The organism is Microbacterium sediminicola, assembly GCF_039531125.1.
In the GTDB taxonomy this organism is placed as follows: Bacteria; Actinomycetota; Actinomycetes; order Actinomycetales; family Microbacteriaceae; genus Microbacterium; species Microbacterium sediminicola.
Window position 1 is genome coordinate 421,830 of sequence record NZ_BAAAPL010000001.1, and the last position, 25,776, is coordinate 447,605.

Genomic DNA, 25,776 nt, shown 5'->3' on the forward strand with positions numbered 1-25,776 from the left:
GGGACGGTTCCCCAGCGTAGGCGAGAGGGCACAGCACCGGGCGATTATGACGAAGATCGTCACCTGCGCCTAGGCTTGACGACCGTGCCAGCCGCGCCCGACCTGTCCGCACCCGTCACGGTGCGTGCCGCGCTCGCCCTCGCGAGCGGGCGCTTGGCGCGCGCGGGCATCCTCGACGCCGAGGTGGATGCGCAGCTGCTGCTGGCGCACGTCCTGCGTGTCGGGCGGGGAGAGGTGCAGGCCGCTGCGATCCGTGGGGACGTGCTCGGAGAGGCGGAGAGTGCCGAGCTGGCACATCTTGTCGAGCGTCGCGCGACGCGTGAGCCGCTCCAGCACCTCACGGGACGTGCCCCCTTCCGACACCTGGAGCTCCGGGTCGGGCCGGGCGTCTTCGTGCCGCGGCCCGAGACCGAGATGCTCGCACAGATCGCGATCGATGCGCTCATGGCGGTGGCCGCCCCTGCACCGGTCGCGGTGGATCTCGGAACCGGATCCGGCGCGGTCGGGCTGTCGATTGCGACCGAGGTCCCGCACGCGCGGGTAATCGCCGTCGAAAACGCGGTCGACGCCTTCATCTGGGCGAAAGAGAATTTCGCGGAGGTCGCCGCGGACAACGCACGGGTGGTCTTCGACGATCTCGACACCGCTCTCACCCATCTCGACGGCACGGTGTCCGTGGTCGCCAGCAACCCACCGTATGTGCCGAACGCCGCGATCCCGCGCGATCCGGAAGTCCGTTGGTTCGATCCGCCGAGCGCGCTGTACGGCGGATCCGACGGTCTCGACGTCGTGCGACGCGTGAGCAGCACGGCGTGGCGGCTGGCTCACCGCGGGGGAGTCCTCGCGATCGAGCACGGCGAGCTTCAGGGAGCCGACATCCGCGGCCTGTTGACCGCGGACGGGTGGCGAGCGGTTGCCACCCATCAGGATCTGACGATGCGCGATCGCGTCACGACGGCCGTCCGGCCGTGATCGCCGTGCGCGCCCCTCACGGACGCGCACCCGCCCGCCCGTAGAATGGACGCGCCATGGCCCTCGAATTCGACTGTCGCGACGAGTCGCAGCTGTTGCCGGGCATGCGTCAGGCTCGCCAGGCGATCGCGCGCGGCGCGCTCGTGGTCATCCCCACGGATACCGTGTACGGCGTCGCCGCCGACGCGTTCAATTCGATCGCGGTCCAGCGCCTGCTCGATGCGAAGGGCCGCACTCGCCAGTCGCCACCTCCGGTGCTCGTCGCCGGTGTCTCGATGGTGCGCGCCCTCGTCGCGGAACTTCCGAAGGCCGCCGTCGATCTCATCGACAAGTTCTGGCCGGGGGGTCTCACCCTGGTTCTCCCCGCGCAGCCCTCCCTGAACTGGGATCTCGGCGAAACGCGCGGCACGGTGGCGGTGCGGATGCCCGATCACCGTCTCGCCCTCGAATTGATCGAAGAGACCGGCCCGCTCGCGGTGTCGAGCGCCAACCTCACGGGGGAGCCGGCGGCAACGGCGTGCGCCGATGCCCGCGAGATGCTCGGGGATCGCGTGGACGTGTACCTGGACGGCGGACCGGCCGAGATCGGCACCTCCTCGACGATTCTCGATCTCACGGGGCTCGTCGGTCGCGGGGAGGGTACGGTGCGGGTGCTCCGCGAGGGCGCGATCGCGCTCGAGCGTCTTCGTGACGTCCTCGGTGAGATCCTGCAGCTCCCGGAGGAGACGACCCCCGCAGATGACACGGCCGGAACCGTCGACGAGCCCGGTCCGAGCGCGTGACACAGTATCTACTGGTCGTCGCCTTCACCGCGGTCCTGACGTTCGGTCTGACCTGGCTGGTGTGGCGGCTGAGCATCCGCTACAAGCTGTATCCCGGAATCCGCGAACGCGACGTCCACAAGACCCCGACGCCGCGCTTGGGTGGTGTGGCGATGTACCTCGGTGTCCTCGCCGCATTCGTGGCCTCGTCGCAGCACCCGTTCTTCGCGATCTTCTGGGCGGACCCGGGAGCGGTCTGGGCGATCATCGGCGCGACGACCCTGATCGTGATCGTCGGGGTGGCCGACGACGTGTGGGATCTCGACTGGATGATCAAGCTCGGCGCGCAGATCGTCGCCGCCGGGATCATCGCCTGGTTCGGGAAACTGCAGATCCTGTCGCTGCCCATCGGCGGGCTTACGGTGGGGTCGAGCTGGATGAGTTTCGTCCTCACCGTGCTCGCCATCGTCATCGTGATGAACGCCGTCAACTTCATCGATGGGCTGGATGGCCTCGTCGCGGGGGTGGCGCTGATCGCCAACGCCGTGTTCTTCGCCTACTCATACCTGCTGGTACGCGACGCCGGGGCGACGACCTACTTCAATCTCGCCTCCTTCATCGCTGCGGCACTGATCGGCGCGTGCATCGGCTTCCTGCCGTGGAACTGGTCGCCGGCGAAGCTGTTCATGGGTGACGGTGGCGCGCTGATGCTGGGTCTGCTCATGGCCGTCTCGGCGATCGCGATCACCGGTCAGGTCACCCCCTCACAGCTGGACCCCGACAACTTCGGTCGCTCGCAGCTGCTCGGCGCCTTCATCCCGATCCTGCTGCCGATCGCTATCGTGCTGCTGCCGCTGCTGGACTTCGGGCTGGCGATCATCCGGCGTGTCGGCGCCGGTAAGTCGCCCTTCTCTCCCGATCGCAAACACCTCCATCACCGCATGCTCGACATGGGACATGCGGACCGGGACGCCGTCCTGATCTTCTATGCCTGGACCGCCGTGATCGGTCTGGCACTGCTGTTGATGTACATCGGCACCTCCTCGGACTGGCCGGGGGAGTACCTGATCGGTGTCGCCTACGGCATCCTGGGCATCGCCGCGTGCCTCGTCGTCACCCTGACCCCACCCGCGCGCCGTCGCGCGCCACAGGAGAGTTCATGACATCCGTATCCAGCACCCCCATTCTTCGCATGACCCTGATGTGGTCGGGGATCGTCACCGCTGCGCTCGCTCTGGTCGGCGGCACAGTCGGCTATCTGGTCGCCGGAGAAGGTGGCCTGTGGAGCGCGCTGACCGGCGTCGTGCTGGCGGCGGTGTTCCTGGGCATCACCGGGCTCAGCATCCTCATCGCGAACCGCTGGTTCGGAACGGATCTGTACGTGCCGCTCTTTTTCGGCATCGTGCTCGGTGGCTGGCTGCTGAAGTTCGTCGTGTTCCTCGTGGTGCTCTTCGTCTTCCGCGATCTTGCCTGGGTGAACCCGGTGGTCTTCTTCCTCTCCCTCGTCGCCGGAGTCCTCGCGGCCCTCATCGTCGACGTGGTCGTGCTGCTGCGCATGCGGCTGCCGTATGCCAGCGACACCTCGCTCCCGACCGCGAACCCCGAGGATGAGAGGCCCGTCGACTGACGGCGGCCTGAGAGGTCCCTGACATTTGGTAGGGTGGTGTGTGCGCCCGCCGCTCGTCTGACGAGCGCTTGCGGGTCCGAATCTTCACCGCCCATCGTCGCAACGGCGCCATGCCTTTGCCCCGAAGCTGGAGCCAGCGCTGTTTACCGAAGTCGCGACCATGATCGTGTCCGCCGCCGAAGAGGGCGCAGAATTCCACGGCCCGTCGGTCGATGAATTCTTCCCGGAGCCGATCGTTCAGCTCTTCGGCCTCGAGTTCCTCTCGATCACCCGCATCACCCTCATCCAGTTCCTCGCGGCCGCCGCGGTCATCCTGATCTTCTGGCTCGGAACCCGTCGCATGCGCGTCGTGCCGGGCCGCTTCCAGAGCCTCGTCGAGATGGGTCTCGACTTCGTCCGCGTCAACATCGCAGAAGACCTGCTCGGCAAGAAGGACGGGCAGCGGTTCCTGCCGATCCTCACGACGATGTTCTTCATGATCCTGTTCATGAACATCACGGGCATCATCCCGTTCCTGAACATCGCCGGCACAGCGGTCATCGCGGTGCCCCTCGTCCTCGCGGTCGTCAGCTACGTCACCTTCATCTACGCCGGCATCAAGAAGAGCCCGAAGAACTTCTTCAAGAACTCGCTGTTCCCCTCGGGCGTGCCGTGGCCGATCTACATCATCGTCACCCCGATCGAGCTGATCTCGACGTTCGTCATCCGACCGGTCACGCTGACTCTCCGACTCCTCATGAACATGATGGTCGGTCACCTGCTGTTGGTCCTTTTCTTCGCCGCCACGCAGTTCTTCCTGCTCGACCTCGGCGGATGGTGGTCGGCGCTGGCCGCCGGCAGCCTCGCCTTCGGCTTCGTCTTCACCCTGTTCGAAATCCTGGTGGCTGTCCTCCAGGCCTACGTCTTCGCCCTCCTCACCGCGGTCTACATCCAGCTCGCGGTGGCCGAGGAGCACTGAGCGGGTCGGCTTCCAGCCGCGCCCAATACCCAACCGAAAGGAAAAACCCGTGGACGCAACTACGGTTCTCGCCCAGGTCACCGGCAACGTCGCGACGATGGGCTACGGCCTCGCGGCCATCGGCCCCGCCATCGGCGTCGGCATCGTCGTCGGCAAGACGATCGAGGGCGTTGCTCGTCAGCCCGAGCTCGCCGGCCGCCTCCAGGTTCTGATGTGGATCGGTATCGCCTTCACCGAGGCACTGGCGTTCATCGGTATCGCCGCCGGCTTCATCTTCGTCTGATCCCACACCCGTCGATTAAGGAGACAGGATGCTGAGCGCTCTTGTCACGTACGCCGCCGAAGAGGGGGCGACGCACAACCCGCTGATTCCGGCGTGGTACGACATCATCTGGTCGTCGGTGTGCTTCATCGTCATCCTGCTGATCTTCTGGCGCGTCGCACTGCCGCGTATGAAGAAGCTGCTCGATGAGCGCGCCGCCGCCATCGAGGGCAACATCGCCAAGGCCGACGAGGCCCAGCGCAAGGCCGAGGCCGCGCTCGAGGAGTACACGGCCCAGCTGGCCGATGCCCGACGCGAAGCCGGCGAGATCCGCGACGCCGCCCGCGAGGACGGCAAGAAGATCGTCGCCGAGGCCAAGGAGAACGCCACCGCCGAGGCCACCCGCCTCACCACGGCGGCGCACGCGCAGATCGACGCCGAGCGTCAGACCGCGCTGGTGTCGCTGCGCAGCGAGGTCGGCACCCTGGCACTCGACCTGGCTGGCGGTGTCATCGGGGAGACCCTCTCCGACGACACGAAGGCCCAGGCCGTCGTGGACCGCTTCCTCGCCGACCTCGAAGCTTCCGAGACGGCGGCCAAGTAATGGGCAGTGCGACGAATCAGGCACTCGCGGAAACGACCGCGGCGCTGTCTGCGGCGACCGGCGTCGACCTGAACGTCGCTCGCGAACTCTTCGTGGCTGCGCGGGAGCTGGGACAGACCTCCCAGCTGGCCGGTGCGCTCGCCGACTCGGCAGCGGCTCCCGCCGCTCGCGCGAAGGTGATCAGCGACGTGTTCGGTGCCGCCATGTCGCCGACCACAGCGACGCTGCTGACCAACGCGGTGCAGCAGCGGTGGTCCTCGCCGTCCGATCTGATCGACGGTATCGAGGAGCTCGCGGTCCGCGCGGCGACCATCGCGAGCACCGAGGATGTCGAAGCCGAGCTGTTCGAGTTCTCGCGCGTCGTCGCGGCCAACCCGGAGCTCGAGCTTGCGCTCGGAAGCCGCCTCGGTGTGGCATCCGCGAAGGGCGCCCTCGTCGAGAAGATCCTCGACGGTCGCTCGGGTGAGGCCGCGGTTCTGATCGCCGCGTCCCTCGTCCAGCATCCGCGCGAGCGTCGCGTGCGCCAGCTGCTCTCGCGTGCGATCCGCATCGTCGCCGATGAGCGCGGACGGGCGGTGGCCACCGTCACGGCGGCTGCGCCCCTCAGCGCCGCACAGGCGGCGCGCCTGACCGACCTGCTGAGCCGTCGCTACGGGACGCAGGTCTCCCTGAACATCGTCGTCGACCCCACGGTGGTGGGAGGGCTGCGCGTGCAGATCGCCGACGACGTCATCGACATGAGCGTGTCCTCTCGCCTGGCGGATCTCCGCCAGCGGCTGGCCGGCTAGACAACCCGCCCGACGGGCGAAGACTTTCGGGGCTGCGGCCCCACGAACGAAGGAAGACAATGGCAGAACTCTCCATCAGCCCCGATGTCATTCGGGATGCGCTGAAAGACTTCGTCGCCGCATACGAGCCCTCCGGCGCCGCCGCGAACGAGGTCGGAACCGTCATCGACGCCGCCGACGGCATCGCGCACGTCGAGGGCCTGCCCGGCGTCATGGCCAACGAGCTGGTGGTGTTCGCGGACGGCACCCAGGGCCTCGCGCTGAACCTCGACGAGCACGAGATCGGTGTCGTCGTCCTCGGCGACTTCTCGGGCATCGAAGCAGGCCAGCAGGTCACCCGCACCGGCGAGGTCCTCTCGGTCCCCGTCGGCGACAACTACCTGGGTCGCGTCGTCGATCCGCTCGGCAACCCGATCGACGGTCTCGGCGCCATCGAGAGCGAGGGCCGCCGCGCTCTCGAGCTTCAGGCCCCCGGCGTGATGCAGCGAAAGAGCGTGCACGAGCCGATGCAGACCGGCATCAAGGCGATCGATGCGATGATCCCCGTCGGTCGCGGACAGCGCCAGCTGATCATCGGTGACCGCCAGACCGGCAAGACCGCGATCGCCATCGACACGATCATCAACCAGAAGGACAACTGGGCGTCGGGCGACGTCAACAAGCAGGTGCGCTGCATCTACGTCGCCATCGGCCAGAAGGGTTCGACGATCGCCGCCGTGAAGGGCGCGCTCGAGGACGCCGGTGCGATGGACTACACGACGATCGTCGCCGCTCCCGCCTCGGACCCCGCCGGCTTCAAGTACCTCGCCCCCTACACTGGCTCGGCCATCGGTCAGCACTGGATGTACGGCGGCAAGCACGTCCTGATCATCTTCGACGACCTGTCGAAGCAGGCCGAGGCCTACCGCGCCGTGTCGCTGCTGCTGCGTCGCCCGCCGGGCCGCGAGGCGTACCCGGGTGATGTCTTCTACCTGCACTCGCGTCTGCTCGAGCGTTGCGCGAAGCTCTCGGATGAGCTGGGTGCCGGGTCGATGACGGGGCTTCCGATCATCGAGACCAAGGCGAACGACGTGTCGGCCTATATCCCGACCAACGTGATCTCGATCACGGACGGCCAGATCTTCCTGCAGTCCGACCTGTTCAACGCGAACCAGCGCCCCGCTGTCGACGTGGGTATCTCGGTGTCCCGCGTCGGTGGTGACGCTCAGGTCAAGTCGATCAAGAAGGTTTCGGGAACGCTCAAGCTGGAGCTTGCCCAGTACCGCTCGCTCGAGGCGTTCGCGATGTTCGCGAGCGACCTGGACGCGGCGTCACGTCGCCAGCTGGCTCGCGGTGCGCGTCTGACCGAGCTGCTCAAGCAGCCGCAGTACTCCCCGTACCCGGTGGAGGAGCAGGTCGTCTCGATCTGGGCCGGCACCAACGGCAAGCTCGACACCATCGAGGTCGAGGATGTCTTGCCCTTCGAGCGCGAGCTGCTGGACTACCTGCGTCGCAACACCTCGATCCTCGACACGCTGCGCGAGACCAACGTCCTCACCGACGACCTCGTCGCCGAGCTCGAGAAGGTCGTCGACAACTTCGTGCTCGAGTTCCGCTCGGGTAAGGGCCAGGCCATCGCCAAGCCCGGTCACGAAGAGGTCGGGGCCGCCGCCGCAGAGGATGTCAACCAGGAGAAGATCGTCAAGGGCCGCCACTAAGGGCGCGCGCGGACAGTAACCATGGGCGCACAACTCAGGGTCTACAAGCAGAAGATCTCTTCTGCTCAGACGACCAAGAAGATCACGAAGGCGATGGAGCTCATCGCGGCTTCGCGCATTCAGAAGGCGATGGCGCGCGTGCGCGCCTCGGCCCCCTTCGCGCGATCGGTGACGCGCGCGGTCTCGGCTGTGGCGACGCACTCCAATGTCGATCACCCGTTGACGACCGAGCGTGAACAGATCCGCCGCTCTGCGGTGGTCATCTTCGCCTCGGACCGCGGTCTTGCCGGCGCGTTCAACTCGCAGATCCTGCGTGAGGGGCTGGAGCTGGCGGAGCTGCTGCGGCAGCAGGGCAAGGAGCCGGTGTTCTATCTCGTCGGGCGCAAGGCCGTCGGGTACTTCCAGTTCCGCAAGATGGCGAGTGTGGCGCAGTGGACGGGCGACACCGACACCCCGCACTTCCACACCGCCGAAGAGATCGCCGCGGCCTTGCTCGAGGCGTACGACCGCGGGGGAGCGGACGGCGGGGTGGATGAGATCCACCTCGTGTACAACCGCTTCGTCAGCATGATGACGCAGAGCCCCGAGCAGGTCCGCCTGCTCCCGCTCGAGGTCGTCGAGGCAGAGGACGAGGCATCCAGCCTCATCTACCCGCTGTACGAGTTCGAACCGGATGCCGAGACCGTGCTGAACCTGCTTCTGCCGGTTTACATCCAGAGCCGTGTCTTCAACGCCCTGCTGCAGTCCTCCGCTGCCAAGCACGCTGCCACGCAGAAGGCGATGAAGTCCGCGAGCGACAATGCGGACAAGCTCATCACCGATTACACCCGCCTGCGCAACAACGCGCGCCAGGCCGAGATCACTCAGCAGATCGCCGAGATCGTCGGCGGCGCCGACGCTCTGGCGTCGGGCAAGTAGACCTTCCACGAAAGAGAATGACCATGACACCCACCGCTACCGCCGAGAAGACCGCTGTGGTCGGTCGCGTCGCGCGCGTCACCGGCCCTGTCGTCGACATCGAGTTCCCGCACGATGCGATCCCCGACATCTACAACGCGCTGAAGACGACGATCACGATCGAGGGTGAGTCCTCCGAGCTGGTGCTCGAGGTCGCTCAGCACCTCGGTGACGACCTCGTCCGCGCCATCGCGCTGAAGCCGACCGACGGAGTCGTGCGCGGCCAGGAGGTGCGTGACACCGGCGGGCCCATCTCAGTCCCGGTCGGCGATGTCACCAAGGGCCGCGTTTTCAACGTCACCGGCGACATCCTCAACGCCGAGCCCGGCGAGCAGGTCGAGATCACCGAGCGCTGGGGCATCCACCGCCAGGCGCCGAACTTCGACCAGCTGGAGTCCAAGACCCAGATGTTCGAGACCGGTATCAAGGTCATCGACCTTCTCACCCCGTATGTCCAGGGTGGGAAGATCGGCCTCTTCGGTGGTGCCGGTGTCGGCAAGACCGTCCTCATCCAGGAGATGATCCAGCGCGTCGCGCAGGATCACGGTGGCGTGTCGGTGTTCGCCGGTGTCGGTGAGCGCACCCGTGAGGGCAACGACCTCATCCACGAGATGGACGAAGCGGGCGTCTTCGACAAGACCGCCCTTGTCTTCGGCCAGATGGACGAGCCGCCGGGGACACGTCTTCGCGTGGCCCTGTCGGCGCTGACGATGGCGGAGTACTTCCGCGACGTGCAGAAGCAGGACGTGCTGCTGTTCATCGACAACATCTTCCGCTTCACGCAGGCCGGTTCCGAGGTCTCGACGCTGCTCGGCCGCATGCCCTCCGCGGTGGGCTACCAGCCGAACCTCGCCGACGAGATGGGTGTGCTCCAGGAGCGCATCACCTCGACGCGTGGTCACTCGATCACCTCGCTCCAGGCGATCTACGTTCCCGCCGATGACTACACCGACCCGGCTCCGGCGACGACCTTCGCGCACCTGGATGCGACCACTGAGCTCTCCCGTGAGATCGCCTCGAAGGGTCTGTACCCCGCGGTGGACCCGCTGACCTCGACGAGCCGCATCCTGGACCCCCGCTACATCGGTGAGGACCACTACCGTGTGGCGACCGCGGTGAAGCAGATCCTCCAGAAGAATAAGGAACTGCAGGAGATCATCGCCATCCTCGGTGTTGACGAGCTCTCCGAAGAGGACAAGGTCGTCGTCGCCCGTGCGCGTCGCATCCAGCAGTTCCTCTCGCAGAACACCTACATGGCCAAGAAGTTCACCGGCGTCGAGGGCTCCACGGTCCCGATCAAGGAGACGATCGAGTCCTTCGATGCGATCGTCAAGGGTGACTACGACCACGTCGCCGAGCAGGCCTTCTTCAACGTCGGTGGCATCTCCGACGTCGAGGAGAACTGGGCTCGCATCCAGAAGGAGAACGGCTGACCATGGCCCTGCACGTCAGCGTCGTCTCGGCCGATGCCGAGGTCTGGTCGGGCGAGGCCTCGCTCGTGGTGGCCAAGACCATCGAGGGCGAGATCGGCTTCATGACCGGTCACGAGCCGGTGCTTGCGATCCTCGCCGAGGGGCAGCTTCGCATCACCAAGGAAGACGGGTCGAAGGTCATCGCGAACGCGCAGGACGGGTTCCTCTCGATCGAGCGTGACATCGTCACGATCGTGGCTGGGAACGCCGCGCTCGTCGCCTGATCCCGCGCAGGACATATCGCCAGAACAGGGCGGATGCTTCGGCACCGTCCTGTTCTGGCGTTTTCCGATGCCCGTCGTTTTGACCATCCCGCTGTGAGAGGAGCCTGATCGGCTCATGTTGATTCTGCTGCCGCCCTCGGAGACCAAGCGCGTTGATGAGGGCGGACCGACATGGGATATCGAGGGCCTGGTCTTCCCCGAGCTCACCGCGCTGCGCGAGCGTGTCGTCGATGCGCTCGTCACGCTCTCGGATGACGAGGAGGCTGCCGCGCGGGCGCTCAAGCTTGGAAAGACGCAGCGTGCCGATATCGGGCGCAACGCACTTCTTCGATCGGCCCCGGGCATGCCGGCGATCGACCGGTACACCGGCGTGCTGTACGACGCGCTGGAGGCCTCGAGTGTGGATGCCCCGGCGCGCTCGTGGTTGTCGGATCATGTGCTGATCCACAGCGCGCCCTTCGGTCCGGTCGGCGCCCTCGATGCGATTCCGTACTATCGTCTTGCCGCCGCCGGCCGTCTTCCGGGGTTGCCGCCGCTGCGGTCCCTGTGGGCGGAGCCGGTTGCACGGAGTCTCGCCGACACCTCAGCAGGCCTCGTGCTGGATCTGCGATCGGAGGCCTATGTGGCCCTCGGTGCCGCGCCCGTCGACCGGGGTTTCTATGTCCGTGTGGTCTCACACGGCGCCGATGGTGTCACGCGGGCGCTGAACCACTTCAACAAGGCGGCGAAGGGACGGTTCGTCCGCGCCTTGGCCGAGTCTCATACCGCGATCGATTCTCTTCCCGACCTGCTGCAGTGGGCTGCGGAATCGGGCATCGAGCTTCATGAGTCTGATGCCGGTGAACTCCTGCTTGTCGTCTGATCGGGGGTTGGCGGCGTGCCGCCCAGAAGAATGACAGCGGACCGTCCCTGTCGCTAGCATGGCGAACGCGGGTGACCTGCCCGTCCGCACCGTTCGAGATGGTGCGAGTCTTGACCGTTCGGGAGGAACGATCATGTACTACGACGATGGTGGCGGCGCAGCAGTCGCCTTCTTCATTTTCTTCTTCTTCTTCTGGCTCATCTTCGCGGCTGCCGGCTACGTGCTCACGTCGTGGTTCTTGATGAACATCTTCACCAAAGCGGGTGTCACGGGGAAGTGGCGGGCATGGGTTCCCGTCTACAACTTCATGATCTTCTTCAAGCTCGGTGATCTGAGCCCGTGGCTGGTGCTGTACGCGCTGGGGGCGAACATCCTGCTCAGCTGGATCCCCGCCGTCGGCTGGCTGCTGCCGCTGGCCACGCTCGTGCTGTCGATGCTGGCCGCCTGGCGCGTGGGGCTGAAGCTGCAGAAGGAGGCCGTCTGGCTCATCCTCTACTTCTTCCTGTCCATCGTCTGGCTGGGTATCGCCGCGTTCGACAAGTCGCGCTGGAACCTCGTGATCCCCGCGGCCCCGTGGGCACGCAACGGCTTCTTCGCCGACCGCTCGACCTGGGAGGGGATCCCCTCGCAGGTTCCCGCGGGTGGCTACCCGTCCAACCCCGCCACCGCGCCGGGCTACGCCGCGCCGCCGACCGCTCCCACCGGCTACGCACCCCCGGCTCCGCCGGCCGCGACTCCGGAGCCTCCGGCAGCGCCCGAGCCTCCCGCAGCCCCGGAGCCTCCCGCAGCCGAACCGCCGGCAGACCCCGAGGCCCCCAAGGCCTGAGCACTGCTGTCCAGATGGCCCCCGCTCGATGAGCGGGGGCCATCTGCATGTCGGTCAGAAGGTCTAGCGTGGAAGGCATGGCAGCACTGCACGAGCCCTCGTCTGCGATGGAACAGCGACACCTCGGATCCTCCGGTCTGCTGGTCTCGACGATGGGCCTGGGGTGCAACAACTTCGGCCGCGCCGGCACCCGCACAGAAGACGTCGAGGGTACGCGCGCCGTGCTCGACGCCGCGCGAGGGGCAGGTGTCACCTTGCTCGACACCGCGGACATGTACGGGATGCGTCCGGGACTGTCCGAGACCCTGATGGGGGAGGCGCTCAAAGGGCACCGTGAGGAGTTCGTGCTCGCCACCAAGTTCGGCCACGAGGCGGTGGATCTCGGCCATACGGGCGCGAAGGGGTCGCGCACCTATGTCCGCCAGGCCGTGGAGGCTTCGCTTCGGCGTCTGCAGACGGACTGGATCGATCTGTACCAGCTGCACACCCCCGATCCGTCCACCCCGATCGATGAGACGCTCGACGCCCTCAACGATCTCGTCCGCGAGGGCAAGGTGCGCTATATCGGTCACTCGAACCTCGCCGCGTGGCAGCTCGCCGATGCCGATGCGATCGCGCGATCCCGGCACCAGGTCGGCTTCATCTCCTCGCAGGTCTACTACAACCTGCTAGCCAGGGGCGCCGAGCGCGAGATGATGCCCGCGGCCGAGCGATTCGGGCTCGGTATCCTGCCGTTCTTCCCATTGCAGAACGGACTTCTCACCGGAAAGTTCAGCCGCCACGACGCTCCCGCCGACTCCCGGATCTCGCGCCAGCGCCCCCACATCTGGCGCGACGCCCCGTGGGATGCCCTCGAGCGGTACCAGACCTTCTGCGATGAGCGTGGGATATCCATGCTCCAGGCGACCCTGGGGTGGATGCTGTCGCACCCCGTGATCCCGAGCGTCATCGCGGGCGCCACCTCGCCTGAGCAGGTCCGGGCGAACGCGGTCGCCTCGGCGTGGCGCCCGACGGCCGAGGAGGTCCGCGCGATCGAGGAGATCTTCCCGCTGCCCGCCGACGCGGCATCCACGTACTGACGACCTGAGGTCTGAAAAGGAGTCCCATGCTCTGGACCCTTCTGGTGCGGTACCTCCGCCCCGCGTGGCCGCTCATCGTCGCGGTCGTGGTCTTCCAGCTCGCGCAGTCGATCGCGGCTCTGATCCTTCCCGCACTCAACGCCGACATCATCGACAACGGCGTCGTGACCGGGGACATCCCCTACATCTGGTCGACCGGCGGGATCATGCTCGTCTTCTCGCTCGTGCAGATCGTGTGTGCGATCGTCGCGGTCTACTTCGGCTCGCGCCTGGCGATGGGGATGGGCAAGGGTCTGCGCTCGGACCTCTTCGAGAAGGTCGTCGCGTTCTCCCAGCGTGAGGTCGGCCGATTCGGCGCTGCGTCCCTCATCACCCGCAACACGAACGACGTGCAGCAGGTGCAGCTGCTCGTGCAGATGTCGGCGACAATCATGATCTCCGCCCCCATGCTCGCGATCGGCGGCGTCATCATGGCCGTGCGACAGGATGTCGGTCTGTCCTGGCTGATGGCGGTGTCGATCCCGGTGCTCCTGGTCATCGTGTCGCTGGTGGTCTGGCGCATGGTCCCGGCCTTCACGCTCATGCAGAAGCGCATCGACCGCGTCAACCAGATCCTGCGCGAGCAGCTCACCGGGATCCGGGTGGTCCGCGCCTTCGTTCGCGAGGACCACGAGCGGGCGCGCTTCGAGCGGGCGAGCACCGATGTCATGGAGACCGGGCTTCGCGCGGGAAACCTCATGGCGCTGATGTTTCCGGCCGTGATGCTCGTGATGAATCTCTCCAGCGTCGCGGTGATCTGGTTCGGCGCGTCCCAGGTGCAGGATGGTGCCGTCGAGATCGGCACGCTGTTCGCCTTCCTCACCTACCTCATGCAGATCCTCATGGGTGTGATGATGGCGACGTTCATGTTCGTGATGATCCCTCGCGCGGCGGTGTGCGCCACCCGCATCGGCGAGGTCCTGGACACGGATGCCTCGGTGGCGGCGCCCGCGCACGCGGCGATCGCGCCCGCGACGACGGGACGGGTGGAGTTCGATCGCGTCGAGTTCGCCTACCCGGGTGCCGACGAGCCGGTGCTGCGAGAGCTCACCTTCACCATCGAACCGGGAACGACCACCGCGGTGATCGGGTCGACCGGTTCGGGCAAGACGACGCTCGTCGGACTCGTTCCGCGCCTGTTCGATGTCACCGGCGGCACTGTGCGCGTGGACGACCTCGACGTGCGCGCCTACGACCCGGACGATCTGTGGGAGCGAATCGGGCTCGTGCCGCAGCGGGCGTTCCTCTTCTCCGGAACGATCGCCCAGAACCTGCGCTATGGCAATGCGGGCGCCGATGACGACGTTCTCTGGCGGGCGCTGGAGATCGCCCAGGCGCGGGAGTTCGTGCAGGCGCAGCCGCTGCGGCTGGATGCACCGGTCGCGCAGGGCGGGACGAACTTCTCCGGAGGTCAGCGACAGCGTCTCGCGATTGCACGGGCACTCGTGAAGCAGCCGCCCATCTACGTGTTCGACGACTCTTTCTCGGCGCTGGACCTTCGCACGGATGCGGCGCTGCGGCGCGCACTGGATCGGGAGCTGCCCCACGCCACGCGGCTCGTCGTGGCGCAGCGTGTCTCGACCATTCAGCACGCCGACCAGATCCTCGTTCTCGACCATGGCCGTATCGTCGGCATCGGCCCGCACGAAGATCTGATGGCGAGCTGCGAGACCTATCGCGAGATCGTCGAGTCCCAGCTGTCGGCGGAGGAGGCAGCGTGAGCGGGCACGGTCCGGCGCGCGGCCCGATGGGTGGGCCGATGGGGCGCGGCGGAGCGCCGGTGCAGAAGGCGCAGAACTTCGGTGCGAGCGCCATGCGCCTCCTCGGCCATCTGCGCCGGGAGACACCGCTGCTGACCGTGGTGCTGGTGCTCGGGGTGCTCTCCGTGGCGCTGTCGGTCCTCGGTCCGAAGCTGCTCGGCAACGGGACGAACATCGTCTTCGCGGGATTCGTCTCGCTGCAGTTTTCCGACGTGCCCGCGGGGACGACGCAGCAGCAGATCATGGATCAGCTGATCGCGAGCGGGCATCAGGACCAGGCCGACCTCCTTTCCACCATGACCTTCGTGCCGGGGCAGGGCGTCGACTTCGCCGCGCTGGCCCAGATCCTCGCGTTGGTACTCGCCGTGTACATCGGCGCGAGTATCTTCGGGTGGCTCCAGGCGCGCATCCTCAATGGCGTCGTCCAGCGGGCGATGCACCGCCTGCGTACTGAGGTCGAGGAGAAGATCCACCGGCTGCCGTTGTCGTACTTCGACCGCATCCAGCGGGGTGAACTGCTCAGCCGTGTGACGAACGACGTCGACAACATCGGTCAGAGCCTCCAGCAGACGCTCTCCCAGGTCGTGATCTCGTTGCTGACGGTGGTCGGCGTGCTCATCATGATGTTCGTGATCTCGCCGCTGCTGGCGGTGATCGCCCTGGTCACGATCCCGCTGACGATCCTCGTGACCGTTGTCGTCGCGCGTCGCTCGCAGAAGCTGTTCGTGGCGCAGTGGAAGGCGACCGGCGTTCTGAACGCGCGCGTCGAGGAGACCTTCTCCGGACATTCTCTCGTCAAGGTCTTCGGCCATCAGAAGCAGGTCGAGGCCGACTTCTCGCGCGAGAACGAGGAGGTCTACCGCGCGAGCTTCGGCGCACAGTTCCTCTCGGGCATCATCATGCCGTCGATGATGTTCATCGGGAACCTCGTGTACGTGGCGATCGCGGTGGTCGGCGGGCTGCAGGTTGCCGCCGGTCTGATTTCGATCGGTGACGTGCAGGCGTTCATCCAGTACTCACGGCAGTTCACGCAGCCCCTCAGCCAGCTCGGCTCGATGGCGAATCTGCTGCAGTCCGGCGTTGCGAGCGCCGAGCGGGTGTTCGAACTTCTCGACGAGTCGGAGCAGGAGGCAGACGCCGACGACGCGCCGACGGTCCCGCGGGACGCGGCATCTCTGGCGTTCGACGATGTCGCCTTCCGGTACGTAGCCGACACCCCGCTGATCGATGGACTGTCGCTGGCAGCGGAGTCCGGCAGCACTGTCGCGATCGTGGGACCCACCGGCGCCGGTAAGACGACGCTCGTGAACCTCATCATGCGCTTCTACGACGTCGACTCCGGCGCGATCACCCTGGACGGGCTCGACACCCGGCTGATGACCCGGAAGGACGTGCGGGCGCGCACGGGCATGGTGCTGCAAGACACCTGGCTGTTTGCGGGGACCATCCGCGAGAACATCGCCTACGGGCGGCCCGACGCGAGCGAGACCGAGATCATGGCGGCCGCCACCGCCGCCTACGTCGACAGATTCGTGCACGCCATGCCGGAGGGATACGACACGGTGCTCGACGATGAGGCGACGAACCTCTCGGTGGGGGAGCGCCAGCTCGTGACCATCGCCAGGGCGTTCCTGGCCGACCCCCGCATCCTCATCCTCGATGAAGCCACGTCGTCGGTCGACACACGTACCGAGTTGCTGATCCAGCGGGCGATGGCGCGCCTGCGCGAAGACCGCACGTCGTTCGTGATCGCCCATCGTTTGTCCACGATCCGCGATGCGGACCTCATCCTGGTGATGGAGAGCGGCGCAATCGTCGAACAGGGATCGCACGACGATCTGCTGCGCGCTCGCGGCGCCTACTGGCGCCTGTACAACGCGCAGTTCGAAGCGCCGGCGGAGGATGACGACCCCGCCGGATCCCCGGCACGTACGCGGTGACCGGGTGCGCGCGAGCCGTGGTCTAGTATGTGACGGGTCGGCGTCGCGCGTCGGCTCATCGTCCGGCAAGGAAGGTCGCGTGACTGAAGTAGTCGCCCACACCCGCACCGTCGAGCTCCCTCACGACCGGCTCGAACTCGTCTGGGCAGAGGTCACCGACACCGGGCGTCGCCGCGAGATCAACCAGGATGCCGTCCTGGCGGAGTACCCGCTGTTCGTCGTGGCCGACGGTATGGGGGGGCACATCGGTGGTGAGATCGCCAGCGCGAGTGCCGTCGAGCGGCTGAAAGCCGTTGCCGACACCGGCTCGGTCTCCAAGAAGGCGATCGAAAAGGCCCTTCAACGTGCGGTCAAAGACATCGCCAGTCACCCTGATGCCACCGACGAGGCCACCGGCACGACGGTGACCGGGCTTTACCTCGACGACTCCGGTGCCCGGCCCGCGTGGATCGCTCTCAATATCGGTGACTCGAGGGTGTACGTCCTGCGCGATGGGATGATCCGTCAGGTCACCACCGACCACTCGGTCGTGCAGGAGTTGATCGCCTCGGGCAAGCTCACGCCCGAGGAGGCCGAGAATCACCCCTACGGCAACGTCATCACCCGCGCCCTCGGCCCGAGCGAAGGCGTCGTACCCGACTACGTGCGTCTCGACGTTCTCGACGGTGACCGTTTCGTGGTCTGCTCGGACGGCCTGACCAAGGAGCTGACCGACTACGGCATCCAGCACTTCCTCGATCAGCACAGTGACCCCGGTGCCGCCGCCGCAGCGATGCTGGATGCCGCACTGGAAAACGGCGGCCGCGACAACATCACGGTGATCGTCGTGAACGTGCGGCGCATGGGGATCTAGGCTCCTCCCCATTCGTCCGTTTCGGAGCAACGCTGCGACGGGAACGGCGCCGACGGCGTGCACGCGTCCCGGCAGTGGTGTGCTCGGGCAGGTGCCCGCCTCCCCGTCTCCGCCTCGAGAACGCGTCGTCAGGCTGCCGCAGACCGACAGCCGGGAGCATGCCGCCGGCGGCGCGCTCATCGCGCCGCTCGTGCCGATCCTCGGGGCCCTCGTCCTGTGGGCGGTCACGGGATCGCTGCTGACGCTGTGGTTCGCCGCGCTCGGTCCGCTGATGCTGGTCGGGGGAGTGGTCGACCGACGATGGCTCGCGCGGCGGGCCCGGCGTCGACGGCGAAGAGCGGATGTTCGACGACGATCAGAAGCACTCCGGAGCCTCGCCGAGGCGCACGAGCGTGAGCGCACCGACCGGTGGCTACGCGCGCCCGACATCTGGGGGCTGCTCTCTCGCCCCCAGGAGATCTGGCGACACGTGCCGCCGAGGGTGGGATGGGTGGTGTTCGGTTCGGGACGGGCTCGAAGCGAGACGCGCGTCGAGGGAACCGGGGACGACGCCGGGCTCGCGGATGAGGCCGACGTGCTCTGCGATGCGCCGGTGGGCATTCCGTTGCGCGGACGGATCGACGTCTGCGGCTCGGCGACCTTGGCGCAGGGGGCGATGCGCGCCATTCTCGCCCAGGTCTGCCTCGTTCACCCGCCCGGTCGATGGCAGGTGCTGGGAGCGGTCGAGGCCGGATTTCCCGAGGTGGCCGCGCTGCCCCATGTGCGGGTCGGCGCGCCCCGCCGATTGCACGTGGGGGTGGCGGATGCGGCACACGAGGTCGTCCGCGCCGACGATGTGCAGCTGATCCTTTCCACGCCCGCTCTCGCGCGCGGGGAAAGCGTGGTGCATCTCGGATCGGCGCCGCAGCAGGCGAGTGCCCGGGTAGTGGCAACGATCGACGTCTCCGGCGACGTTGTGAGCGCTGCGCCGCAATTGCTTTCCGCGACGCAGTTGGCTGTTGTGGCGGGGATCCTCGCCGAGCAGTGGCGTGAGCCTGTCGATGGGGGCCCGATGGCGCTGGCTGACCTGTTGGAGTCGGGGGAGGTGCCGCCGGATGCAGCGGTGGGTCTTCCGGTGCCGATCGGTGTCGCGCGTGACGCGGTCTGCGAGGTCGACCTGGTGCGGCATGGCCCCCACGCCGTGGTGACCGGTGTCACGGGCGCGGGTAAGAGCGAGCTGCTGCGCACCTGGGTCATCGCGCTGTGCGCGCGATACAGCCCGGAGCAGGTCAACATCGCTCTGGCCGACTTCAAGGGTGGGACGGCATTCGCCGCGCTCGCAGCCCTTCCTCACGTCGCCGGACTCATCACCGACCTCGACGATGCGACGGCCCGCCGCGCGTTGCTGAGCCTGCGCGCCGAGATTCGTTATCGTGAGGCGGCGCTGGTCGCTGACGGCGTGCGGGAGATCGGCGAATCCGGAGCGCTGCCGCGGCTCGTCGTCGTGGTGGACGAGTTCGCGGCGCTCATGAACGCCCATGCGGAACTGGCCGCGCTGTTCGTGGACCTCGCGGCCCGGGGTCGCGCGCTGGGCATCCACCTCATCCTCGGCACTCAACGTGCGCAGGGCGTGTTCCGCGACGCGCTGCTGGCCAACTGCCCGCTCCGACTGAGCCTGCGGGCAGCGGACGCTGCTGACAGTCGACTCATGCTCGACACCGATGACGCCGCATCCCTGCCCTCAGGCGTCGGTGCGGCGCTGCTGCGTCGTGCCGGTGACGTCCACGCCCGCGGCCTGCGTGTCGTCGCGGCCGACGACGAGGTGCTGAGCACAGCGGTCGGGCGGTGGGACCATCACCCGATCCGCCCGCCGTGGCTGCCGCCGCTGCCGGAGGTCATCGCGCTTGCGGACCTCCCTCGCCTGCCCGGCACGTTCCTGCTGGGAGTAGCCGACGAGCCCGACCTCCAGCGCCAGCGACCGATCGGCATCCCCGCGGGTGCTCGGGGGATGTGCGTGGTGGGTGCCACCGGCAGCGGTACCTCGACGGCACTCGCCACCGTCGCCGAGCAGCAGCCGGATCCGCTCGAGTGGATCAGCGCGGCCGATCTCGAGCACGCGTGGGATGTGCTCAGTGCGACGTCTGCCGAGCCGCGGAGGGGACTCGTGATCGACGGGGCGGATGCGCTCCTGGCACGCTTCCCCCAGGAGTACGCGGCCGCGGCGCTGCGGCTGATCGAGCAGATCGTCCGCGCCGGCGGCGGCGGTCGACCCGTGCTGTTGGGAGCCGAGCATCTGGGCGGGGCGCTCGCGCGCGTCGCCGACCTGTTGCCGCACCGATTGCTCTTGCGCCAGCGGTCCAAGAGCGACCATCTTGCCCATGGCGGCCGCCCCGAGCTCTGGTCGCCGAATGCACCGTCCGGTCGCGGACACCTCGACGGGCTGGAGGTCCACGTGGCCAGGGCTGCGCTCCCCGACGATTCGGCTCCGGCTCGCGTGCGCGAGGTGTGGACACCGACCCGGGGGAGGACAGCGTGGGTCACGCGTGATACTCCGAGGGCGCGGGCGACGGCCGAGAGCTGGGAGGCAGCGGGGATCGGGATCCGCGGCCTCGGAGAGCCCGATTCGGCCGGGTCTGTCGTGCGCGCCGATCCCGACGGCTGGCAGCGCGCCTGGGGCGAGTTCACCGCGATGCGTCTGGCGGGGACCGTTCTGATCGATGTCTCGTGCGCCGCCGAGTACCGAGTCCTCACCGGCGAGCGCGAGCTTGCGCCCTACTGCGACCCGGGCTCGGGGGCATCCTGGCTGCTCGAACCCGGCGCACGCGTGCGCCGGGTTCATACCGCGCCCGAGCGGTGAGGCGGTCAGATCGCCGGGCGGATGTGGCCGACGACCGCGTCTGCGCCGTGAACCTGCAAAGGAAGCGCGCGCATCGCCGCGGCAGAGTTCTCCGGCGTCACCGCTCCCGCGCGCTCCAGCAGCCGGATCGCGACCGCCTCGCTCGCACGGGCGGAGCCGTCGAGAATCTTCACGGCGGCCGTCGTCCCATCGGGTGCGATCATCACGATGACACCTTCCGCACCGGTCTTGGCGAACACGCCGAGCGTCTCGATCGCCACCGTGTCGGGACGACCAGGCCCATCGATCGTCCAGGGCTGCTCGCGAACCGCAGCCACCAGCTCGGCGGCGCTGCGGTGCAGAGCGAACGGCGATCGATCCGAGGAGGTGCCGATGCGGTGCATGGCCTTCGCCAGACCCGCCAGGCTCACGGCGAATGCCGGCGCTCCGCACCCATCGACCACCGTCGCCTGTACGCGCTCGCCGGTGAGTCGCTCGATCAGCTCGCGGATCTGCACCTGCAGCGGGTGGTCGAAATCGAGATAGGTCGACGTGTCCCAGCCCTGGGCGACGCAGGCGGCGAGCATCGCCGCGTGCTTCCCCGAGCAGTTCATGCGGATGCGCTCGGGTCCCGCGCCGCGGCGGGACAGTTCCTCGCGCGTCGCCGGATCGCCCGGCCAGGCGGCGGGGCACCGCAGTGCGGACTCATCGACGCCCGCGTCGCCGAGGATGCCGCGTACCACCGAGACGTGGCGGTCGGTTCCCGAGTGGCTCGCGGCCGACAGTGCCAAGGAGGCACCGGTGAGCTCCACTCCGGCGGCCCGGAACACGAGGGCCTGGATCGGCTTGAGGCACGAGCGGGGAAGGATCGGCGCGGTGGTGTCGCCGAAGGTCTCGCGGATGGTGCCGTCGGGGGACAACACGATGGCACTGCCGCTGTGCCGGGACTCGATGAAGCCGCCGCGCTCCACGACGGCGAGCTCGACGGCTGCGGAGGATGAGAAGGTGTGCGGCACCACGACAGCCTATCGGCGGGCATACTGATCGACATGTGGGGAGAGCACGCCTATGCGGTCACCGCGACGTGGACCGGCAACCGGGGAACGGGAACGAGCGGATACCGCGACTACGACAGATCGGTGACCCTGGAAAGCAACGGCAAACCGGCGGTGCTCGCATCCGCCGACAAGCCGTTCCGGGGCGATCCGACCCGCTGGAACCCCGAGGACATGCTGCTGGCGGCGCTGAGCGAGTGCCACCTGCTCTCCTACCTGCACGCGGCGGTGCAGTCAGGGGTCGTCGTGACGGCGTACGAGGACCGCGCGACGGGTGTCATGGTCGAGGACGGGCGCGGTGGCGGACATTTCCGTGATGTGACGCTGCGACCGGTCGTCACTGTGGCCGATGCGTCGATGCTGGACGCGGCGCAGGCCGCTCATGCGCAGGCGAATGAGTGGTGCTTCATCGCCAACTCCGTGAACTTCCCGGTCCGCCACGAGGCGACGGTGATCGTCGCCGATCGATGACGGCTGCTCAGTGGGTCGAAACCGGCTCGGTCTGAGTCCTCGCGGAGATGTCGAGGGCGGGCGCGTCGTTGTACGCGCCGGCGAGCTCCTGGCCGGAGAGCGCGTGGATGGCAGCCATGATCTGGTCCGTCGCGGCTCGGCGGGCCTTGCCCGAGGCGGGGTCGCCGTGGTGCGAGAGGTCGATCGGAGATCCGAAGCGCACAGTGATGCGCTCCTTGAGCGAGGGGAGAGTGGCGCCCTTGGGCATGATGACGTTCGTGCCGATGAGGCCCACCGGCACCACCGGGGCGCCGGTCTGCAGGGCGAGGAAGGCGACGCCCGTGCGCCCCTTGTACAGGCGGCCGTCAACGGATCGCGTGCCCTCGGGGTAGAGCGCCACCGCGCTGCCGGACGCCAGCAGTCGACGCTGCTGGTCGAGAGCGTCCAAGGCTGCCTGACCTGCGCCGCGGCGCACGGGGATGGCGCCGATCGAACGGAAGAACTGCTTCGATGCCCACCCGCCGATACCGCGCCCCTCGAAGTAGCTCGACTTCGCGAGGAAGTGGACCTGACGGGGTGCGCTGACCGGAATGGCGATCGAGTCGATGAAAGACAGGTGATTGCTCGCGAAGATCACGGGACCGCTGCGGGGGACGAGGTCGCGCCCCTCGATTCGGGGGCGATAGACGAGCCGTGCGATCGGCGTGATGAGGAAGCGGCCGAAGGCGTACGCGAACCGCGTGTCGGAGCTCATCCATCGAGGCTAGTCCCGCCGGCATACCGCTGATGGCATGCTCTGGGAAGGTAGATTCCCAGCCCAGTCAGAGAATCGGTGCGGGAGGATGGAATCTCCCGTGTCACACAGCTGAGGAAATTGCAGAGGAACCCCGTGCGCTCACGTCCGCTTGCCGCCCTGTCCATCGCCGCCGCCGCGGCGCTCCTGCTGGCCGGGTGCACGTCCTCCGACGGCACCGACGCCTCGGCCGATGCGGCCGGCACCAGCACGGACTTGTGCGCCGCCGCCGCACCCTCCGGTGCGGCATCGGAAGCCATTACGGTCGAGGGCGCGGTCGGTGAGGTTCCCACCACCGTCAGCTTCACGACTCCCGTCGAGGTCACCGAGACCGAGCGCACCGTCGCGGTCGAGGGTGACGGGACGGCGCTGACACAGAGCGCCTACGTCTCGTACGCCCTGACCGTGTACGACGGATCCACCGGTGAGCAGCTCGAGTCGGCAGGCTACGGCGAGGATGTGCTGCCCGCGATCCCGGTCGAGGTCGGTTCCGGCATCGACGAGTTCTTCGGATGCGCGACCGCCGGTTCTCGGATCGTCCTGGCGGTGCCCGGCACGTCGGGCTATGCCACCGAGATCTACGCGATCGACGTGCTCGAGGTAACGCCCGCCGATGAGTGGTGCCAGGTTGTCGATGCCTCCGGCGAGATGCCGACGGTCACCTTCGATGACTCCGGCGTGCCCACCATCACCATCCCCGACGCCGAGGCGCCGGCGGGTGTGGTCGTGCAGGTCCTCGAGGAAGGCGACGGTGCGACGGTCGAATCCGGCGACAGCGTCACCGTGAACTACAGCGGCGTCGCCTGGAGTGACGGACTGGTCTTCGACTCCAGCTGGGAGAACGGCGCGACGGCGACCTTCACCACGACGCAGGTCGTGTCCGGGTTCCAGCGCGCGCTCGAAGGGCAGAAGGTCGGCTCCACCGTGCTGGTGACGATGGCACCCGAGTGCGGCTACGGGGTGGCATCCACCTCGAACACGAACTCGCTGGCGGGTGAGACGCTCGTCTTCGTGGTCGAGATCATCTCGGACGAGACGCAGGGCTGATCGGGGACGCGGATAGGCTGAGCGGCATGCGTCGCGTCATCGTCCTGGGATCCTCCGGCTCGATCGGAACCCAGGCGCTGGATGTGATCCGCGCCAACCCGGACCTGTTCGAGCTCGTGGGACTGGCCACCGGCTCGCAGCGCGATGTTCTGACGGCGCAGGCCGCCGAATTCGGTGTCACACACACCGCCATCGGGGCCGCCGAGGCCGAGCAGCTGGTGCGGGATGTCGAGGCGGATGTCGTCCTCAACGGCATCACGGGTTCGGTGGGACTCGGTCCCACTCTCGCGGCCCTCGAGACCGGGCGCACGCTCGCGCTGGCGAACAAGGAGTCGCTGATCGTGGGCGGTGCGCTCGTGACCGCGCTCGCCGCTCCGGGGCAGATCGTCCCCGTGGACTCCGAGCACTCCGCGATCGCGCAGGCGCTGCGCGCGGGCACGGAGGCAGAGGTGCGGCGGCTCGTCCTGACCGCCTCGGGCGGGCCGTTCCGGGGCCGCTCGCGCGAAGAACTCACCGGTGTCACCCCGCAGCAGGCGCTCGCCCACCCCACGTGGGACATGGGCCGGGTCGTCACCACGAACTCGGCGACGCTGGTGAACAAGGGACTCGAGATCATCGAGGCCCACCTGCTCTTTGACATCCCCTTCGAGCGGATCGACGTGGTCGTGCACCCGCAGTCCATCGTGCATTCGATGGTGGAGTTCACCGACGGATCGACGATCGCCCAGGCCTCACCTCCGGACATGCGATTGCCGATCGCGCTCGGGATGGCCTGGCCGCACCGGGTGCCGGGGGTCGGCTCCCCCCTGGACTGGACCACGGCCAGCACCTGGGTGTTCGAGCCGCTCGATGAGAGTGCCTTCCCGGCCGTCGCACTGGCCAAGCAGGTAGGTGCGGCAGGCAAGACCTACCCCGCGGTGTTCAACGCCGCGAACGAGGTCGCGGTGGATGCCTTCCACGACGGTGCGATCGGTTTCCTCGACATCGTCGAGACCGTGCGACGGGTCGTGGACGCACACGAGGCGCCCGACGCGCTCACTCGGGAGAGCCTCGCCGAGGCCGAGCGGTGGGCGCGCGAACACGCCGCCGCGGTGGTTGCGGCGGCGTGACGCGCGCGGGTCTTCAGAAGGTCAGCAGCCCGCGAGCGCGGAACTGTGCACGCACGCGCTCGATCAGCTCCGGCTCGGGGGCGCGGGTCTCGGCGAGCGGGTAGGCCCGACCCAGCCGTTCCCACTTGCTCGCACCCATCTGGTGGAAGGGGAGAACCTCGACGCGTTCGACATTGCGCCATCCATGCACGATGTCGGCGACCGCGTCGACGTTCTCCACGGCGTCGGTGAGGCCCGGGACCAGGACGAACCGGATCCAGGTCGGCAGGCCGCTTTCGGCCAGCCGCTGCCCGAAGTCGATCGTGGGCTGGAGATCGCGGCCCGTGACCTCCGCGTAGGTCTGCGGCAGCCCGGACTTCACATCCAGCAGCACGAGGCTGAGGTCATCCAGCAGCGCGTCGCTGGCGCGGCGGCCGAGATAGCCGGAGGTGTCGATCGCGGCGTGGATGCCGAGCTCGGCGGCTTCGTGGACGAGCCGCTCGACGAAGGCCGATTGCTGCAGCGGTTCGCCCCCCGAGATCGTGAGCCCGCCGCCGGTGGCGGCGAACACCCCCCGGTAGCGACGAAGCCGCGTGAGGATCTCATCGATCGAGGTCAGGGAGCCGTCCCGCTGATTCCACGTGTCGGGGTTCTGGCAGTACTGGCAGCGCAGCGGGCAACCCGACAGGAACAGTGTCATGCGGGTGCCGGGGCCGTCGACGGCGGTCACGAGCTCCCAGGAGTGGACACTCGCGACCGAGCCCGCGCGCACCGCGTCGAGGCGCTGGTGGTGCACCTCGACGCGGTCCTGCCCGACCGCCGGAGCATCCAGGGCGATCGCGGACAT

General features: G+C 67.8%; 25 protein-coding genes. 22 read left to right on the top strand and 3 right to left on the bottom strand.

Features of this window, described 5'->3' with window-relative positions:
• The first annotated feature begins 75 nt into the window (after positions 1–75).
• From prmC to ABD206_RS01900, 19 genes are all read left to right on the top strand, one after another.
• Positions 76–972, top strand: a complete 897-nt coding sequence (gene prmC, locus ABD206_RS01810; RefSeq protein ID WP_425561153.1) for a peptide chain release factor N(5)-glutamine methyltransferase — start codon at positions 76–78, stop codon at positions 970–972.
• A gap of 56 nt (positions 973–1,028) precedes the next feature.
• Positions 1,029–1,754 (top strand): L-threonylcarbamoyladenylate synthase, encoded by a 726-nt coding sequence (locus ABD206_RS01815; protein WP_344068412.1) that lies wholly within the window; start codon positions 1,029–1,031, stop codon positions 1,752–1,754.
• Positions 1,751–2,896, top strand: coding sequence for an MraY family glycosyltransferase (locus ABD206_RS01820; protein WP_344068415.1), 1,146 nt, complete (start codon positions 1,751–1,753; stop codon positions 2,894–2,896). Before ABD206_RS01815 ends, ABD206_RS01820 begins: the two co-directional genes overlap by 4 nt.
• The gene (locus ABD206_RS01825) at positions 2,893–3,360 is read left to right on the top strand and encodes a Cg1360 family ATP-synthase-associated protein (RefSeq protein ID WP_344068418.1); all 468 of its coding nucleotides are present in this window, start codon (positions 2,893–2,895) and stop codon (positions 3,358–3,360) included. The genes ABD206_RS01820 and ABD206_RS01825 overlap by 4 nt, the downstream gene beginning before the upstream one ends.
• A 160-nt stretch (positions 3,361–3,520) precedes the next feature.
• On the top strand, positions 3,521–4,318 hold the full coding sequence (atpB, locus tag ABD206_RS01830; RefSeq protein WP_344068422.1) for a F0F1 ATP synthase subunit A: 798 nt from the start codon (positions 3,521–3,523) through the stop codon (positions 4,316–4,318).
• 49 nt (positions 4,319–4,367) lie between these two features.
• Positions 4,368–4,601: an ATP synthase F0 subunit C gene (atpE, locus tag ABD206_RS01835; RefSeq protein ID WP_324253920.1), complete on the top strand. Its 234-nt coding sequence runs from the start codon at positions 4,368–4,370 to the stop codon at positions 4,599–4,601.
• A 28-nt stretch (positions 4,602–4,629) separates the two neighbouring features.
• Positions 4,630–5,184: a F0F1 ATP synthase subunit B gene (locus ABD206_RS01840; protein ID WP_344068426.1), complete on the top strand. Its 555-nt coding sequence runs from the start codon at positions 4,630–4,632 to the stop codon at positions 5,182–5,184.
• On the top strand, positions 5,184–5,972 hold the full coding sequence (locus ABD206_RS01845; RefSeq protein WP_344068428.1) for a F0F1 ATP synthase subunit delta: 789 nt from the start codon (positions 5,184–5,186) through the stop codon (positions 5,970–5,972). Before ABD206_RS01840 ends, ABD206_RS01845 begins: the two co-directional genes overlap by 1 nt.
• A 59-nt stretch (positions 5,973–6,031) precedes the next feature.
• Positions 6,032–7,669, top strand: coding sequence for a F0F1 ATP synthase subunit alpha (gene atpA, locus ABD206_RS01850; protein ID WP_344068430.1), 1,638 nt, complete (start codon positions 6,032–6,034; stop codon positions 7,667–7,669).
• 21 nt (positions 7,670–7,690) lie between these two features.
• A complete protein-coding gene (locus tag ABD206_RS01855) occupies positions 7,691–8,587 on the top strand; it encodes a F0F1 ATP synthase subunit gamma (RefSeq protein ID WP_344068433.1) in 897 nt (298 codons plus the stop codon).
• A gap of 23 nt (positions 8,588–8,610) precedes the next feature.
• Positions 8,611–10,059 carry a F0F1 ATP synthase subunit beta gene (gene atpD, locus ABD206_RS01860; protein ID WP_344068436.1) on the top strand — a complete coding sequence of 483 codons (1,449 nt, stop codon included), beginning with the start codon at positions 8,611–8,613 and terminating at the stop codon, positions 10,057–10,059.
• A 2-nt stretch (positions 10,060–10,061) separates the two neighbouring features.
• Complete coding sequence (locus ABD206_RS01865) at positions 10,062–10,322, top strand: F0F1 ATP synthase subunit epsilon (RefSeq protein WP_344068439.1); 261 nt, start codon at positions 10,062–10,064, stop codon at positions 10,320–10,322.
• A 115-nt stretch (positions 10,323–10,437) separates the two neighbouring features.
• The gene (locus ABD206_RS01870) at positions 10,438–11,184 is read left to right on the top strand and encodes a YaaA family protein (RefSeq protein WP_344068442.1); all 747 of its coding nucleotides are present in this window, start codon (positions 10,438–10,440) and stop codon (positions 11,182–11,184) included.
• 133 nt (positions 11,185–11,317) lie between these two features.
• Positions 11,318–12,010, top strand: coding sequence for a large exoprotein (locus tag ABD206_RS01875; RefSeq protein WP_344068445.1), 693 nt, complete (start codon positions 11,318–11,320; stop codon positions 12,008–12,010).
• A gap of 77 nt (positions 12,011–12,087) precedes the next feature.
• Entirely contained in the window at positions 12,088–13,089 is a 1,002-nt protein-coding gene (locus tag ABD206_RS01880) for an aldo/keto reductase (RefSeq protein ID WP_344068448.1), read from the top strand.
• 26 nt (positions 13,090–13,115) lie between these two features.
• Complete coding sequence (locus ABD206_RS01885; protein WP_344068451.1) at positions 13,116–14,849, top strand: ABC transporter ATP-binding protein; 1,734 nt, start codon at positions 13,116–13,118, stop codon at positions 14,847–14,849.
• Positions 14,850–14,875: 26 nt separating this feature from the next.
• Positions 14,876–16,828 (top strand): ABC transporter ATP-binding protein, encoded by a 1,953-nt coding sequence (locus ABD206_RS01890; RefSeq protein WP_344071384.1) that lies wholly within the window; start codon positions 14,876–14,878, stop codon positions 16,826–16,828.
• Positions 16,829–16,907: 79 nt separating this feature from the next.
• A complete protein-coding gene (locus tag ABD206_RS01895; protein ID WP_344068454.1) occupies positions 16,908–17,681 on the top strand; it encodes a PP2C family protein-serine/threonine phosphatase in 774 nt (257 codons plus the stop codon).
• A 91-nt stretch (positions 17,682–17,772) separates the two neighbouring features.
• The gene (locus ABD206_RS01900) at positions 17,773–20,517 is read left to right on the top strand and encodes an FtsK/SpoIIIE domain-containing protein (RefSeq protein WP_344068457.1); all 2,745 of its coding nucleotides are present in this window, start codon (positions 17,773–17,775) and stop codon (positions 20,515–20,517) included.
• Positions 20,518–20,522: 5 nt separating this feature from the next.
• Here the strand turns inward: ABD206_RS01900 and ABD206_RS01905 are convergent, their stop codons facing one another.
• Entirely contained in the window at positions 20,523–21,512 is a 990-nt protein-coding gene (locus ABD206_RS01905; protein WP_344068460.1) for an asparaginase, read from the bottom strand.
• A gap of 33 nt (positions 21,513–21,545) precedes the next feature.
• Between ABD206_RS01905 and ABD206_RS01910 the strand changes: the two genes are divergently transcribed.
• Positions 21,546–22,022: an OsmC family protein gene (locus tag ABD206_RS01910; RefSeq protein ID WP_344068463.1), complete on the top strand. Its 477-nt coding sequence runs from the start codon at positions 21,546–21,548 to the stop codon at positions 22,020–22,022.
• Positions 22,023–22,029: 7 nt separating this feature from the next.
• Here ABD206_RS01910 and ABD206_RS01915 read toward each other — a convergent pair whose 3' ends face one another.
• A complete protein-coding gene (locus ABD206_RS01915; RefSeq protein WP_344068466.1) occupies positions 22,030–22,755 on the bottom strand; it encodes a lysophospholipid acyltransferase family protein in 726 nt (241 codons plus the stop codon).
• A gap of 135 nt (positions 22,756–22,890) precedes the next feature.
• On the opposite strand from ABD206_RS01915, the gene ABD206_RS01920 reads away from it, so the two are divergent.
• On the top strand, positions 22,891–23,841 hold the full coding sequence (locus ABD206_RS01920; protein WP_344068468.1) for an FKBP-type peptidyl-prolyl cis-trans isomerase: 951 nt from the start codon (positions 22,891–22,893) through the stop codon (positions 23,839–23,841).
• A gap of 26 nt (positions 23,842–23,867) precedes the next feature.
• Positions 23,868–24,950, top strand: a complete 1,083-nt coding sequence (dxr, locus tag ABD206_RS01925; protein WP_344068471.1) for a 1-deoxy-D-xylulose-5-phosphate reductoisomerase — start codon at positions 23,868–23,870, stop codon at positions 24,948–24,950.
• 13 nt (positions 24,951–24,963) lie between these two features.
• On the opposite strand, the gene pflA is transcribed toward dxr, so the two are convergent.
• Positions 24,964–25,776 carry a pyruvate formate-lyase-activating protein gene (pflA, locus tag ABD206_RS01930; protein WP_344068473.1) on the bottom strand — a complete coding sequence of 271 codons (813 nt, stop codon included), beginning with the start codon at positions 25,774–25,776 and terminating at the stop codon, positions 24,964–24,966.

Bases quoted from the DNA above. Each gene is read 5' to 3' on its own strand.
- ABD206_RS01870 (WP_344068442.1), top strand. From the start codon at position 10,438: ATGTTGATTCTGCTGCCGCCCTCGGAGACCAAGCGCGTTGATGAGGGC.
- ABD206_RS01910 (WP_344068463.1), top strand. From the start codon at position 21,546: ATGTGGGGAGAGCACGCCTATGCGGTCACCGCGACGTGGACCGGCAAC.
- ABD206_RS01840 (WP_344068426.1), top strand. From the start codon at position 4,630: ATGCTGAGCGCTCTTGTCACGTACGCCGCCGAAGAGGGGGCGACGCAC.
- ABD206_RS01890 (WP_344071384.1), top strand. From the start codon at position 14,876: ATGGGTGGGCCGATGGGGCGCGGCGGAGCGCCGGTGCAGAAGGCGCAG.
- ABD206_RS01815 (WP_344068412.1), top strand. From the start codon at position 1,029: ATGGCCCTCGAATTCGACTGTCGCGACGAGTCGCAGCTGTTGCCGGGC.
- dxr (WP_344068471.1), top strand. From the start codon at position 23,868: ATGCGTCGCGTCATCGTCCTGGGATCCTCCGGCTCGATCGGAACCCAG.
- ABD206_RS01875 (WP_344068445.1), top strand. From the start codon at position 11,318: ATGTACTACGACGATGGTGGCGGCGCAGCAGTCGCCTTCTTCATTTTC.
- ABD206_RS01915 (WP_344068466.1), bottom strand. From the start codon at position 22,755: ATGAGCTCCGACACGCGGTTCGCGTACGCCTTCGGCCGCTTCCTCATC.
- atpD (WP_344068436.1), top strand. From the start codon at position 8,611: ATGACACCCACCGCTACCGCCGAGAAGACCGCTGTGGTCGGTCGCGTC.
- ABD206_RS01825 (WP_344068418.1), top strand. From the start codon at position 2,893: ATGACATCCGTATCCAGCACCCCCATTCTTCGCATGACCCTGATGTGG.
- pflA (WP_344068473.1), bottom strand. From the start codon at position 25,776: ATGTCCGCGATCGCCCTGGATGCTCCGGCGGTCGGGCAGGACCGCGTC.
- ABD206_RS01855 (WP_344068433.1), top strand. From the start codon at position 7,691: ATGGGCGCACAACTCAGGGTCTACAAGCAGAAGATCTCTTCTGCTCAG.
- ABD206_RS01845 (WP_344068428.1), top strand. From the start codon at position 5,184: ATGGGCAGTGCGACGAATCAGGCACTCGCGGAAACGACCGCGGCGCTG.
- ABD206_RS01865 (WP_344068439.1), top strand. From the start codon at position 10,062: ATGGCCCTGCACGTCAGCGTCGTCTCGGCCGATGCCGAGGTCTGGTCG.
- ABD206_RS01885 (WP_344068451.1), top strand. From the start codon at position 13,116: ATGCTCTGGACCCTTCTGGTGCGGTACCTCCGCCCCGCGTGGCCGCTC.
- ABD206_RS01880 (WP_344068448.1), top strand. From the start codon at position 12,088: ATGGCAGCACTGCACGAGCCCTCGTCTGCGATGGAACAGCGACACCTC.
- atpA (WP_344068430.1), top strand. From the start codon at position 6,032: ATGGCAGAACTCTCCATCAGCCCCGATGTCATTCGGGATGCGCTGAAA.
- atpB (WP_344068422.1), top strand. From the start codon at position 3,521: ATGATCGTGTCCGCCGCCGAAGAGGGCGCAGAATTCCACGGCCCGTCG.